Genomic DNA, 12,583 nt, shown 5'->3' with positions numbered 1-12,583 from the left:
CTAAAATAAAAGCACTTTTTTGTCTAAAACGAAAATAAACGCATAAATTCGCTTCTTACAAAGCTGTAGGAAACAGATTTATACGTTCCATGCTTTTTGGGGGAGAGACTGCAAAACAGCCCCTCCCATCTTCTTACTGGTTGTTTTTAATATAATCAACTGCATCGTTTACAGTGATAATTTTCTCTGCTTCCGTATCAGGGATTTCCATATCAAAAGCTTCCTCAAGCGCCATAATCAGTTCAACAACGTCTAACGAGTCGGCTCCCAAATCGTCAATAAATGCCGTATCAGGCTTTACAGCGCTGGCATCAACGCCCAGCTGTTCCACAATAATATCGCGCACCTTTTCAAATTCCATTGCTTTCACCTCCAAGCCGTGACATATGATTCCTCTTAGTTATTTATATATCAAACCTATGAAGTTGTCAATAGGATTTTTATAAAATTTTAAAAATTTATGGTTGGTCCAATTATATAATATGTAGAAAAGTAGGATAAGTTCACATTTTTGCTGCATCCTGATCTTGCTGTTGTGCGTAAAGCGCCTTTAAATCGGCGTTTAAACCGGTTTCTGAAAAAACAACCGCGCTTCTGACTGCGTTTTCAAAGGCCTTTGCGTCTGAGCTTCCGTGAGCCTTAATCACAACGCCGTCAATTCCCAAAAGCGGCACGCCGCCATATTCCGAATAGTCCAGCATGGACTTCAGTTCCTTAATATGCGGTTTCATCATCAGTGCAGAAATTTTTGTGGCCAGCGTTTTCATAAAGCTTTTTTTAATCAGACCAAACAGCGCCGAGGCGGTGCCCTCAATTGCCTTTAGGATAATGTTGCCCGTGAACCCGTCACAGATAATTACGTCGGCAAAGCCCGCTGTCAGTTCCCTCGACTCAATATTGCCACAAAAGTTAATGTTTTTGTTTTCTTTCATCAGAGCATGGGCTTTCTGTGAAAGCTCATTGCCCTTATGCTCCTCGGTGCCGATATTCACCAGATATACTTTTGGATTTTGAATTCCCAGAATTTTTTCCGCATACAACGAGCCCATCTGGGCGAACTGCTCTAAATTTTCAGGCTTGCAGTCCGCATTTGCCCCCACGTCCATCATAACGTTTTTGGTGCTATTAACCGTAGGTATAAAGGCTGTCAGTGCTGGGCGGCGAATGCCCTTAATGCGCCCAAGCACACGAAACGCCCCGGCAAAATATGCACCGGTGTTCCCCGCGCTCACCACAGCGTCGGCTTCACCGTTTTTGCAAAGCGAAAGCGCTACCATCATGGAAGAATCTTTCTTATGCCGTACTGCATCTACGGGAGCGTCCTCCCCGTCAATCACTTCAGACGCATGTTGAATGGTAATTTTGCTGCCGCTATATCCGGCTTGTGCCAGTTTATTTTTTAAAATGGTTTCGTCTCCAACCAAAATAATTTCACAGTTTAAGTTTAAAACCGCCTGAACGCTGCCTTTTACAATCTCGTCGGGCGCATTGTCGCCGCCAAAGGCGTCTACAGCGATTCGCATACCAATCAGCTCCTATACACAGTTATTAAAAATATTATATACTGTCTAAAAAAAAATAGCAAGTTTTATTTTCTGAAGTGGCTGTAAATATTCTCCGCCGTTGTTCGGCTGACACCTGCTTTTTTAAGCTCCTCAATTTCAGCTTTTTTTACGGCGGCAATAGATTTAAAATGCATAAGCAGCTTTTCCGCCGTTTTACGCCCCACCCCGTCTATTGCTTCCAGCGCGGAGCCCTTCATGCGTTTGCCCCGCAAATTGCGGTGATATTCAATGGCAAAGCGGTGCACCTCCTCCTGTATTGCCGACACCAGACGAAACTCCTCTGACCGTGGTTTTAGGCCCACACGGCTGCCGTCAGATTTTAAGAGGGCAGCGGTTCGGTGCTTGTCATCTTTCACCATTGCAAAAAGCGGAATGTCGGTGTCCGTCAGTTCCAAAAGTTCTGAAATAACAGAAAGGTGCCCTTTTCCGCCGTCTAAAAAGATGCAGTCGGGCAGCGGCAGAAATTTTGCTTTTTCTTTCAAAAGCTCCCCCGTTTCAATTTGTTTTTCTTCCTCACGGGCATGTTTTAAGCGGCGCAAAATCATTTCCGCCATGCTGTGATAATCGTCTCCTCCCATGGCGGTTTCAATTTTAAATCTTCTGTAATAGCGTTTTGCAGGCTCCCCGTTTACAAAAACAACCATGGAGCCTACATTATCTTCCCCGGCAGTGTTGGAGATGTCGTAAGACTCAATTCGGTAAGGCGGGGACGTAAGCCCCAGTTCTTCCTTTAAATCTAAGATCAGCCGTTTTACACCCTTCCTGCCCTCGGCATTTTTCAGCATAAAATTCAAGGCCGCCTGCTTGGCGTTTTTGTTGGCCATTTCCACCAACGCCTTTTTTTCTCCCCGCTGAGGTGTGTGAATTTTTACACTGCGGCCGGAAATCTCGGAAAGCCATGAGGACAGAAGTTCTTCGTCTTCACATTCATATTGAACATAAATATTCTGCGGCACAAAATCTGCATCCTGGTAAAACTGCTTTAAAAAGCTGGAGGCGGTTTCCCCCTCTGTCATTCCTGCGGTGTTGGTCATCACCGTGTCACGCCGTCCCATGAGCCGGCCGGAACGAATGAAAAACACCTCTACAAACGTCCTGTTTTCCTGACTATAAAACCCAATTACGTCCTCGTCGGCATGCCGGTCTGAAACAATTTTCTGTTTTTTCTCCATCTGACGGATGCCGCCAATTTTGTCACGCAGCGAGGCCGCGCGCTCAAATTCCAGGTTCTCCGCCGCGGCGTTCATCTCCTCCGTCAGTTTTTCCAAAAGCTCTGTTGCGCCGCCGCCTAAAAATAAACAGGCCTCCTTAATCCGTTCGTTATATTCCTCTTTGCTGATGGGAATTTCGCAGGGTGCACAGCATCTTCCAATCTGCGCGTTGATACACGCCCGCTTTTTCCCCAAATCTTTCGGCAAATTAATTTCACAGGTAGGAATTTGAAACAGCTTGCAGGCTAAATCCATGGCCTCGCGGACGGCTGTCCCGCCGGAATATGGCCCAAAATATTTTGCCCCGTCCTTTTGCATCCGACGCACAAACCGAATGCGCGGATACTCCTCATTTGTGGTAACTTTAATATAGGGGTAGTTCTTGTCATCCTTCAACAAAATGTTGTAATAGGGGCGGTATTTTTTAATCAGGTTACATTCTAAAATCAGGGCTTCCAATTCGCTGTCGGTTAAAATATATTCAAACGTGTCCACATGAGAAACCATAGCCGCCACCTTGGGCGCGTGCCGCTCTGTGTTTTGAAAATATTGCCGAACGCGGTTTTTCAATACCTTTGCCTTGCCCACATAAATAACCTTGCCGGTTTTGTCTTTCATAATATAAACGCCCGGGTCGCCCGGTAAATTTTTCAGCAGTTCCTTGTCAACCATATTAAGCCCCCTTAACGCCGGTCTGTGCGCTGTATATAGTTTTATGAAAAAAAGGAAGGGATATGCGATAAAATCACATATCCCTTGATTGCAAGCTCTTTTTTTAGTCGCTGAAATTCGATTCTATCAATTTCTCAAGTGCTTCAATCGCTTCTTTTTCGTCTGTACCGTCTGTAATAATCGTTATTTCCATACCCTTGGTAATGCCTAAGGACAAAACGCCCAAAAGGCTTTTCGCATTTACGCGGCGGTCGTCTTTTTCCACCCAAATGCTCGATTTAAACTCGTTGGATTTTTGTATAAAAAATGTAGCCGGTCTTGCGTGCAGACCTACCTGGTTTTGTACAACAATTGTTTTTGATAACATAAAAATTCCAGCTCCTTAAAAGATATTCCCTGAGACTATCTAATATTTAGAATACTAAATATTTTACCCAATGTCAATAAATAAAAACAAATTTTGTGAATAATTTGTATATTTTCTTATATTATATACTGTATTTTTATCAATAATAGATACTTAAAAGTCAAATTTATCCGCAAAATAAGCGTCAATTCCGTCAATCGGAAGCGTTACCTGTTCCATAGTGTCCCGATCGCGAACGGTAACGGTGCCCTTTTCTAAGGAATCAAAATCATATGTCACACAGAAAGGTGTTCCAATTTCGTCCTGTCTTCTGTAACGCTTGCCGATGCTTCCAGCATCGTCATAGTCGCACATATACTTTTTAGAAAGCATTCCATAAAGCTCCATAGCGCCGTCGGACAGCTTTTTCGAAAGCGGAAGAACTGCAATTTTCACAGGAGAGAGAGCCGGATGAAGCCGAAGCACGGTTCTTGTTTCCTTCTCGCCCTCTTCCTCGTCATAGGCGTCAACCAAAAAGGCCAGCGTCACGCGGTCTGCTCCCAACGAGGGTTCAATACAGTATGGAACATATTTTTCGTTTGTAACAGGGTCGGTATACTCAAAGTTTTCGCCGGAATGGGTTGCATGCTGCTTTAAGTCAAAATCGGTTCTGTCTGCAATGCCCCACAGCTCGCCCCAGCCAAAGGGGAACATAAACTCAATGTCGGTGGTGGCGTTGCTGTAGTGGGAAAGCTCTTCAGGGCTGTGGTCGCGCATTTTAATATTTTCTTCCTTTACGCCTAAAGACATCAGCCAGTTTTTACAAAAGTCTTTCCAATAGGCAAACCACTCTAAATCCTCGCCGGGCTTGCAGAAGAATTCCAGCTCCATCTGCTCAAATTCCCTTGTTCTGAAAATAAAGTTGCCGGGTGTAATTTCGTTGCGGAACGACTTGCCCACCTGTCCGATTCCGAAAGGAACTTTTTTTCTGGTTGTGCGCTGCACATTTTTAAAGTTTACAAAAATACCCTGCGCAGTTTCGGGACGCAGGAATATTTCAGAAGAACTGTCTTCTGTAACACCCTGAAAGGTTTTGAACATCAGATTAAATTTGCGGATATCGGTAAAATTTTTCTTTCCGCATTTGGGACAAACGATGTTGTTTTCAGTGATAAAGGAAAGCATCTTTTCGTCTGACCAGCCGTCCACCACTTGCGGTTCGCCTTTTTCAAACATAAAGTCTTCAATCAGTTTATCGGCACGATAGCGCGCTTTGCACTCCTTGCAGTCCATCAGCGGGTCAGAGAAACCGCCCACATGGCCGGAAGCCACCCAGGTTTTAGGGTTCATTAAAATAGCCGCGTCCAGTCCCACATTATAAGGGCTTTCCTGAATAAACTTTTTCCACCAGGCACGTTTTACGTTGTTTTTCAGCTCCACGCCTAAAGGACCATAGTCCCACGCGTTTGCAAGGCCGCCGTAAATATCCGAGCCGGGATATACAAATCCTCTGCCCTTACACAGCGCCACGATTTTTTCCATCGTTTTGTCAATGTTCTTCATTTAGAAACCTCCAAAAATTTCAACCCATATTTGTTTCAATAATATAATATATTATATTAAAACAGATGGGCTTGTCAAGCTTATTTCTCAAAATTCTTCAAAAGGGCGTCTTTCCCGCGCCATGAAAAGGGATATTCTTTGTAAATACGTTTAAATTCCCGTTTGCTCATGGCCGAAATTTTCTCCTGTTCCAGGCTGGTCAGTTTCGGCTGCTTCCATTCGTCAATGGGCGTTTGCGGTATGTCCTGATTATGGGGGCAAACTTCCTGACAAACGTCACAGCCATAGACGGATTGCTGTGCGGATAGAATCTTTTTTTGCTTCGCATCTGCTTCTTTTAGCTGGGTGATATAAGAAACGCACCGAAACGTGTTTAGTCCGCCGCCGGAAAGTGCGCGCCCCGGGCAAAGCGCTAAGCATTTGCCGCAGCCCATACAGGTTTTGTCAGACGGAGTGTCGGGTTCAAGGGGTAAATTGGTAACGATATAACCGACAAACACATAAGAGCCGTATATTTCGTTTATCAAGAGCGTGTTTTTCCCAAAAAAGCCCAGCCCGGCCTGAAATGCCAAATACTTGTCCGCCAACGGTCCGGTGTCCACAAAGGGAGCAAGATTGGCTTTTGGGAACAGCCCTTTGATAAATCCGCACAATTTTTTCAGCCGCTCCATAACTACCGTGTGGTAGTCTGGAATTTGGGCAAATTTTGCGAGGTTTTGCACTGCGCAATGTTCGCTGTGATAAGGAAACAGGCACACAACAATGCTCTTTGCTCCGGGCAGCGTTCGCTCCGGCACCGTGCGCTTCTCCAAATCCGGTTCTTCAAAGGCGGGCAGGCCAAAGGTGCGCCGCCTATCCTGCAGAATTTCTCTTAGCTCATTCATCGGTTCTGCCGGGGCAATGCCAGTAAATTCTATTTGCAGCGTTTTGGCAAACGCCTTAATTTTTTCTTTCATTTAAATTCACCTGTGCGAAAAGGGCTGTGCCAGTTGGCACAGCCCTATGAGTTCGTTAATTGTTTTCCACGTAATATTTTACAAGCGCTTCTAAAATTTCGTCCCGCTCAACCTTCATAACCAACGCGCGGGCGTTTTTATGGCCGGTAATATACGTCGGATCACCTGACAGAATATATCCCACCATTTGGCTGATTGGGTTGTATCCTTTTTCTAAAAGCGCAGAGTAAACTTCCATTACGATGTTTTTAATAAAATCGTCTCGGTTTGCTCCGAACTGAAACATCTGTGTTGTGTCTAAATCCATGAATATACACCTGCCTTCTAAGTTCTTGATACTATAATTATACACCAGACCCGCGATTTATGCAAGTTTTATTTTAGAAAGCCCGAAAACATTAAAAGAAAGTTCACATTAGTGTTTTTTCTGTCGCTTTTTTAAATATTTTGCGGTCTTTATTTTCGTATTCTTTTTCGTTTTTACCTGTTCCCGGTGCTTTTTTAAAAACGCTTTCCGACGGCTGTTCTGGTTGGTTTCCTGAGTATTTAATACAAAATCAATTTTGCCCGACTGCGGATCTGCCCGGGCCACACGGATTTCAATTGTTTCGCCCACCAGAAAGGTTTTTCCATTATGCTCACCGGAAATTGATCTGCTTTTTTCGTCATAGATATAATAGTCGTCGTTTAAGTCTGCCAGGCGGATTAAGCCTTCAATGGTGTTTTCCAATGCGGCAAACATGCCAAAGGGTGTAATGCTGGTGATAACTGCGGGATAAACGTCGCCAACGCGGTCGTGCATAAATTCCGCCTTTTTCATATCCTCAATGGTGCGCTCTAAATCAACCGCCTCAAGCTCGCGGTCGCTGGACTGTTTTGCAGCCTCTGCCGTGAACGCCGCAAGCTTTTTAACGTTTAGCCTGCCATTTAAGTGATCTTTTATAATCCTGTGAATGCAGAGATCAGGATACCGCCGGATCGGGGATGTAAAGTGGCAGTAATATTTCGCCGCAAGACCAAAATGCCCTAAGTTTTCATTGCTGTAGCGCGCTTTCATTAAAGAACGCAGGGCAACGCTGCTGATAATCATTTCTTCCCGTTTACCCGTAAGGCTGCGGATCAGCGCGGCCAGCTCCCTGGGGTGAACCTTTCCATTGGAATGTTTAATGCTATATCCCAGCGGCGCAATAAACTTTGCAAATTCTTTCATCGTATCCGGATCGGGTTCTTCATGCACCCGGTAAACAAAGGGGATATTCAGCCAAAACATGTGCTCTGCCACCGTTTCGTTGCAGACGAGCATAAACTCCTCAATCATGCTGTTCGAAACGCCCCGCTCTCGTTTTACAATGTCAATGGGTTTACCGTTTTCGTCCAATACAATTCGTGCTTCGTCGAAATTAAAGTCGATGCTGCCTCTCGACACGCGCTTTTTGCGCAGGATGGCCCGAAGCTCCGCCATGCGGCCGATCATCTCTACCAAGTCAGAAGACCGTTCCCGCTTTTCCTCATCACCTTCCACAATTGCCGTAACATCTGTGTAGGTCATGCGCTTGCTTGAGCAAATCACGCTTTCGTAAATTTTGTGGTCCACCACCACGCCGTTTTTGTCAATCTCCATAATGACGGACAGCGTCAGTCGGTCTTCCCCTTCATTTAGGCTGCAAATGCCGTTTGACAGCACCTCTGGCAGCATGGGAATCACCCGATCTGCAAGGTAGACGCTGGTGCCGCGCAGATAAGCTTCGCGGTCGATTTTGCCGCCGACCGGCACATAGTTTCCTACGTCCGCAATATGAACGCCAAGCTCAAACCTGCCGTTTTCCAGTTTCTTTACGTGGACTGCATCGTCTAAATCCTTTGCATCGTCGCCGTCAATGGTGATAATTTGTTCCGACCTTAAATCGAGCCTTCCCTCTGTGTCTTTCGGCGAGACCGTTTTTGCCGCATGCTTTGCGGCGTTTAAAATATCTTCGTCAAACTCGTAGGGAACGCTGCGGCTTTCAATGACAGACAGAATGTCTATGCCCGGCGTGTTGATGTTTCCAATCACAGAAATGATTTTTGCCTCGGGGTTTTTCTTTCCGCTCCCCCGCTTTAAAAGTTCCGCCACAACCATGTCTCCGTCTTGTGCGCCATTCCGGTTGCCCGGTTCAATATAAAAGTCCGTGGCGTATCTTCTGTAAACAGGAACCACAAATCCAGTGGTTCCGTTTCTTGTAAATCTGCCGACAATTTTATGTTCTGCCGACTGAACGATTTTTACAATTTCACCTTCGCGCCGCCTGTCTCCGTCCGGCTTTGTAATAATTTTCGCCATGACGATGTCGCCGTGAAGCGCGCCGTCGGTGTTTTCGGCGCCGATGAACACGTCGCCAAAGTTGTCCGCCCCACCGTTTTCCTCAGGCTCAACAAAGCCGAAACCCCGCTCGTTACCAATAAATTTACCGGTTACAAGTCCTAAAAGCGCGCCGGTGGCATACCGCTTTTTCTTTGTTTTCACGATTCTGCCTTCCCGTTCTAATTCCTCCATGATATTGAAAAATTCCGTCATGTTCTGTTTCGGAACACTGAGCATTACCGCCATTTCTTCCGCAGTCATGGGAATTTTCATATTTTCTTTCATAAAGCCTAAAATCTTTTCTTTTTGTGTCAAACCGTTCACCTCCTCTATTTATAATTTGTTAAATGTAACGTTTCTAATCAAAAAAAATAAAAGCCATTTCCGAGGGAAATGGCTTAAATCAATCGCGCATATCACAATTTGCACATCGGTCTTTAAGATAAGAAAAACAGCGCAACAGAGGTTACTAAAAACGCGATAGCAACAACCGATGTCCACTTTTCTAATATCGCATCAATCGTTCTGCCTTTGTTCTTACCAAAAAACGTTTCAGAACCGCCTGCAATCGCACCGGAAAGCCCCTGTGCTTTTCCCGACTGCAGCAAGACAACCACGATTAAAATTAATGACAATATCAAATGGATTATACGAACAATCGTAAGCCACATAGCCTACCACACCTCCAAACAAGCTGAAATTCTACCAATTATTCGGATTTCATACCAAATCTCTTTCTAAACTTTTCAACACGGCCGCCCGTATCAACAAGCTTCTGTTTTCCTGTAAAGAACGGATGGCATTTTGAACAAATTTCGACGGTGATGTTCTCTTTTGTCGAGCCTGTTTCAATCACTTCGCCGCAGGCACATTTAATTGTGGTCTGCTTATATTCCGGATGGATTCCCTCTTTCATGTATTTCACCTCTTTCAACCAAGTAAATAAACCAAATCATCATTTCAAAATGCTAATCATACGAATCTCATTTTGAAATACAACGCTATGATTATAGCACATTTCTTTTTCATTTGCAACTGTTTTTTTCAAAAATTTCACAAAAAATCATTTTCTTCTCAAATTTTGGTCTCAATTTCCCCCAACGCCATAATTTCGTCGGGTTTTACACAACAGTTCAGCGCCAGAACACGAACGCCTGCCTGCTTTGCCCGCGAAAGCTCCTCGGCAAAGGCCAGGTGGGTTTTTGCGTTGGCACAAAAATAGGCTGCCCGCTCCATCTGAACAATAAACACAACAAGCGCGTCAAATCCTTCTGCAACACATTTTTCAAGGCCGCGCAAATGCTTTAGCCCACGCTCTGTGGGCGCATCGGGAAACATCACCACACCGTCTTGTTCCAGCGTTACGCCCTTTACTTCCACAAATGTGCGCTTCAGTCCGGCTTCCATGTAAAAATCGAATCTGGAGTCGCCATGTGTTACCTCAGGCTTCACCAGCGTCAGACCGTCAATGTGCGTTTCGGCCCACTCTGCAAAAATTTTGTTTGGGGCCTGTGCGTCCATGTTAATGAGCAAATCGCCTTTCTGCACCGCTACCAAATCGAACTGCGTTTTGCGGTTGGGGTTGCCGCTTCGTTCCAAAAACACTTTAGCGCCTTCTATTAAAAGCTCCTTGCACCTGCCGGTGTTCTTCACATGAACGGTTTCGGTTTGTCCGTTTATTTCAACCTTTGCAATAAACCGGTTTGGGCGGGAAATAAAAATTCCCTCTGTAATATTATGATAGTTCATTGGTCTTTTTAAGGCCGAACAGGCCAATTACCTGACCTGCAATAAACGCCGCATGAAGTGTGCGGACATGGGGTTTAAAGTGTACATGGTCACAGAACACGCCGTCCCCTAACTTTTCGGTAAAATCGTAAAGGTCGATAATCGGAACGCCCATCTGCTCCATAACCTCTTTTGCAATGTGGTTGTATTGCTTAATGTCCTCATTTTTCCGAAAGAAAACGGAACAGTTCTTTTTATGTATTTCATCATCTACTGTGGTGGACATGACCCAAACCATTTGTTTTCCCAGCTTTTGGATATGCGCCACAATTTGTTTTAAGTTTTTTCTGTAGTCCTCCGGCTCTACCTGGAGGTGTCCAACCTCATGATAAAATTTAATGTCATGCAGGCCGCAGTTTACAATAAAAATGTCTGCGTCAATGTCCGGCGTTGCCTGTAAATATCCCAAAACGCAGGCGCTGTCGCCGCCATTTACCTTCGATTCATAGTCCAAATCACCTGGTTTTTCGCCCTCGCCCTTTCTCTTTAGCATGGCATAACCCGACAAGAACCGTTTTAAATCGTCGTTGTAGTGCATAGAAATGCTGTCTCCCACTACAAAAATCTTTGTCATTTGTCTCCCTCCAAAATTTCTTTAAAAACAGAGCCTAAACTCTCGTTGATCACAATGTCTGCCCTGCTGTCAAAGGGCGTTACAGTTTTATTAATTAAAATCAGCTTGTCTCCGCGAAAATAATCGTTCATGCCTGCCGCAGGATATACCGTAAGGGACGTGCCGCCCACCACCAATAAATCCGCATTTTGTATAGCCGCAATCGCACCGGACACTGTTTTGCCGTCTAACCCCTCCTCATACAGCACAACGTCAGGCTTAATCGTTCCGCCGCAGCTGCATTTGGGCACGCCGTCTGCTTCTAAAACGGCGTCTAAGCCGAAAAATTTGCCGCAGTTCATGCAATAATTTCTGTGCACGGAACCGTGTAGCTCATAAACGCACTTGCTGCCGGCCATTTGGTGCAAACCGTCAATGTTCTGCGTAACCACCGCTTTCACCTTACCCTGCTGCTCTAAGTGCGCCAGTGCTTTGTGCGTTACATTGGGCACGGCGTTTGGATAAATCATTTTGTTTTTATAAAACCGAAAAAACTCTTTCGGATTCTTCACAAAAAAGGAGTGTGAAATAATGGTTTCCGGCGGATAATCATAAATTTCATTATAAAGCCCATCTACGCTGCGAAAGTCTGGAATTCCGCTTTCTGTGGACACGCCCGCGCCGCCGAAAAAAACAATATTTTGGTACGTATCAATCAGTTCCTTTAACATTTAAATCATCTCCGCAAGCTTGCATATCAGCGCCTGAAATGGCTTTGACGCTTTGTTTGTAATCATTTGAACTTCGCTGTGGGAAAGGGCAGTCTTCGATATTCCCGCCGCCATATTGGAAATGACAGAAACAGCACAAACCTCCATTCCGGCGTGTTTTGCCGCAGCGGCCTCACAGGCGGTACTCATGCCCACCATGTCTGCCCCCATTTGTTTCATCATATTAATTTCGGCAGGCGTTTCATAGTTGGGGCCGGTGGTTTGCACATATACACCGGATTTTAATGAAATTTTCAAATCCGCGGCGCAGTTTGCAGCTATGTTTCTCATCCGCGGGCTATAAACCGCGCTCATATCAGGAAACCGCGCTCCTAACTGGCTTACGTTTTCCCCAATCAACGGCGACGGGACAAAGCTTAAAATATGGTCTGAAATCATTACCAAATCGCCGGGTGAAAAGCATTCGTTCACTGCTCCCGCCGCGTTGGTTAAAATCAGCTTGTCCGCACCTAAGGTGCGCATCACTCTGATTGGGCGAACCACCTCGGCCATGGAATATCCCTCATAAAAATGCACCCTGCCCTGCATTGCAACCGTTTTCTTGCCTCCCAGCGTTCCAAAAACAAACCTACCCGCATGACCGGAAACAGTGGAAACAGGCATACCAGGAATGTTTTGATATGCAATTTGCACGCCGTCCATCCTATCCGCCAGGCCGCCCAGGCCCGAGCCAAGCACCACCGCCAGCTCCGGCCGTTCGCCGCATTTATTTAAAATATAGTCACAACAGATTTGAATTGCTGTATATTCTGATTCCATAACCCCTCCGCCAATGCGCAAAAGCGGCAGACAGCCTG

The 12,583-nt window shown here is 45.4% G+C and carries 14 protein-coding genes; all 14 read right to left on the bottom strand.

Annotated elements, in window-relative coordinates:
• Positions 1–133: 133 nt before the first annotated feature.
• The 14 genes from acpP to WIG73_RS10750 all read right to left on the bottom strand — a co-directional run bounded on the left by acpP (position 134) and on the right by WIG73_RS10750 (position 12,545).
• Positions 134–361, bottom strand: a complete 228-nt coding sequence (gene acpP / locus WIG73_RS10815; RefSeq protein WP_177677953.1) for an acyl carrier protein — start codon at positions 359–361, stop codon at positions 134–136.
• A gap of 142 nt (positions 362–503) precedes the next feature.
• Positions 504–1,523, bottom strand: coding sequence for a phosphate acyltransferase PlsX (plsX, locus tag WIG73_RS10810; protein ID WP_337400541.1), 1,020 nt, complete (start codon positions 1,521–1,523; stop codon positions 504–506).
• Between the two features lie 65 nt (positions 1,524–1,588).
• Positions 1,589–3,448 (bottom strand): excinuclease ABC subunit UvrC, encoded by a 1,860-nt coding sequence (gene uvrC, locus WIG73_RS10805; protein WP_337400540.1) that lies wholly within the window; start codon positions 3,446–3,448, stop codon positions 1,589–1,591.
• A 103-nt stretch (positions 3,449–3,551) separates the two neighbouring features.
• Positions 3,552–3,815 (bottom strand): HPr family phosphocarrier protein, encoded by a 264-nt coding sequence (locus WIG73_RS10800; protein ID WP_249310676.1) that lies wholly within the window; start codon positions 3,813–3,815, stop codon positions 3,552–3,554.
• A gap of 153 nt (positions 3,816–3,968) precedes the next feature.
• The gene (locus WIG73_RS10795; RefSeq protein ID WP_337400539.1) at positions 3,969–5,357 is read right to left on the bottom strand and encodes a glycine--tRNA ligase; all 1,389 of its coding nucleotides are present in this window, start codon (positions 5,355–5,357) and stop codon (positions 3,969–3,971) included.
• Positions 5,358–5,437: 80 nt separating this feature from the next.
• Positions 5,438–6,313 (bottom strand): tRNA epoxyqueuosine(34) reductase QueG, encoded by an 876-nt coding sequence (gene queG, locus WIG73_RS10790; protein WP_337400537.1) that lies wholly within the window; start codon positions 6,311–6,313, stop codon positions 5,438–5,440.
• Positions 6,314–6,368: 55 nt separating this feature from the next.
• Positions 6,369–6,620, bottom strand: coding sequence for an IreB family regulatory phosphoprotein (locus WIG73_RS10785; RefSeq protein WP_177677751.1), 252 nt, complete (start codon positions 6,618–6,620; stop codon positions 6,369–6,371).
• A 108-nt stretch (positions 6,621–6,728) separates the two neighbouring features.
• The gene (rnr, locus tag WIG73_RS10780) at positions 6,729–8,969 is read right to left on the bottom strand and encodes a ribonuclease R (protein WP_337400535.1); all 2,241 of its coding nucleotides are present in this window, start codon (positions 8,967–8,969) and stop codon (positions 6,729–6,731) included.
• A 122-nt stretch (positions 8,970–9,091) separates the two neighbouring features.
• Entirely contained in the window at positions 9,092–9,325 is a 234-nt protein-coding gene (gene secG / locus WIG73_RS10775; protein WP_177680933.1) for a preprotein translocase subunit SecG, read from the bottom strand.
• Positions 9,326–9,363: 38 nt separating this feature from the next.
• Entirely contained in the window at positions 9,364–9,570 is a 207-nt protein-coding gene (gene rpmE, locus WIG73_RS10770; RefSeq protein WP_177680930.1) for a 50S ribosomal protein L31, read from the bottom strand.
• A gap of 158 nt (positions 9,571–9,728) precedes the next feature.
• Positions 9,729–10,403 (bottom strand): DNA/RNA nuclease SfsA, encoded by a 675-nt coding sequence (gene sfsA, locus WIG73_RS10765; RefSeq protein WP_249310684.1) that lies wholly within the window; start codon positions 10,401–10,403, stop codon positions 9,729–9,731.
• A complete protein-coding gene (locus tag WIG73_RS10760) occupies positions 10,390–11,016 on the bottom strand; it encodes a GDSL-type esterase/lipase family protein (RefSeq protein ID WP_337400534.1) in 627 nt (208 codons plus the stop codon). Before WIG73_RS10760 ends, sfsA begins: the two co-directional genes overlap by 14 nt.
• Positions 11,013–11,726 (bottom strand): NAD-dependent protein deacylase, encoded by a 714-nt coding sequence (locus WIG73_RS10755; RefSeq protein ID WP_337400533.1) that lies wholly within the window; start codon positions 11,724–11,726, stop codon positions 11,013–11,015. The genes WIG73_RS10760 and WIG73_RS10755 overlap by 4 nt, the downstream gene beginning before the upstream one ends.
• Positions 11,727–12,545, bottom strand: a complete 819-nt coding sequence (locus WIG73_RS10750) for a purine-nucleoside phosphorylase (RefSeq protein WP_337400532.1) — start codon at positions 12,543–12,545, stop codon at positions 11,727–11,729.
• Positions 12,546–12,583: the final 38 nt, after the last annotated feature.

The sequence above is a fragment of the Congzhengia sp. genome (assembly GCF_037235575.1).
Classification (GTDB): Bacteria; Bacillota; Clostridia; order UBA1381; family UBA9506; genus Congzhengia; species Congzhengia minquanensis.
The sequence above is the reverse complement of the archived record's forward strand: the minus strand, read 5'-3'. Positions and strand labels throughout refer to the sequence as shown.

Excerpts from the sequence above, each read along its gene's own strand:
- acpP (WP_177677953.1), bottom strand. The coding sequence starts at position 361 with ATGGAATTTGAAAAGGTGCGCGATATTATTGTGGAACAGCTGGGCGTT.
- plsX (WP_337400541.1), bottom strand. The coding sequence starts at position 1,523 with ATGCGAATCGCTGTAGACGCCTTTGGCGGCGACAATGCGCCCGACGAG.
- uvrC (WP_337400540.1), bottom strand. The coding sequence starts at position 3,448 with ATGGTTGACAAGGAACTGCTGAAAAATTTACCGGGCGACCCGGGCGTT.
- WIG73_RS10800 (WP_249310676.1), bottom strand. The coding sequence starts at position 3,815 with ATGTTATCAAAAACAATTGTTGTACAAAACCAGGTAGGTCTGCACGCA.
- WIG73_RS10795 (WP_337400539.1), bottom strand. The coding sequence starts at position 5,357 with ATGAAGAACATTGACAAAACGATGGAAAAAATCGTGGCGCTGTGTAAG.
- queG (WP_337400537.1), bottom strand. The coding sequence starts at position 6,313 with ATGAAAGAAAAAATTAAGGCGTTTGCCAAAACGCTGCAAATAGAATTT.
- WIG73_RS10785 (WP_177677751.1), bottom strand. The coding sequence starts at position 6,620 with ATGGATTTAGACACAACACAGATGTTTCAGTTCGGAGCAAACCGAGAC.
- secG (WP_177680933.1), bottom strand. The coding sequence starts at position 9,325 with ATGTGGCTTACGATTGTTCGTATAATCCATTTGATATTGTCATTAATT.
- rpmE (WP_177680930.1), bottom strand. The coding sequence starts at position 9,570 with ATGAAAGAGGGAATCCATCCGGAATATAAGCAGACCACAATTAAATGT.
- sfsA (WP_249310684.1), bottom strand. The coding sequence starts at position 10,403 with ATGAACTATCATAATATTACAGAGGGAATTTTTATTTCCCGCCCAAAC.
- WIG73_RS10760 (WP_337400534.1), bottom strand. The coding sequence starts at position 11,016 with ATGACAAAGATTTTTGTAGTGGGAGACAGCATTTCTATGCACTACAAC.
- WIG73_RS10755 (WP_337400533.1), bottom strand. The coding sequence starts at position 11,726 with ATGTTAAAGGAACTGATTGATACGTACCAAAATATTGTTTTTTTCGGC.
- WIG73_RS10750 (WP_337400532.1), bottom strand. The coding sequence starts at position 12,545 with ATGGAATCAGAATATACAGCAATTCAAATCTGTTGTGACTATATTTTA.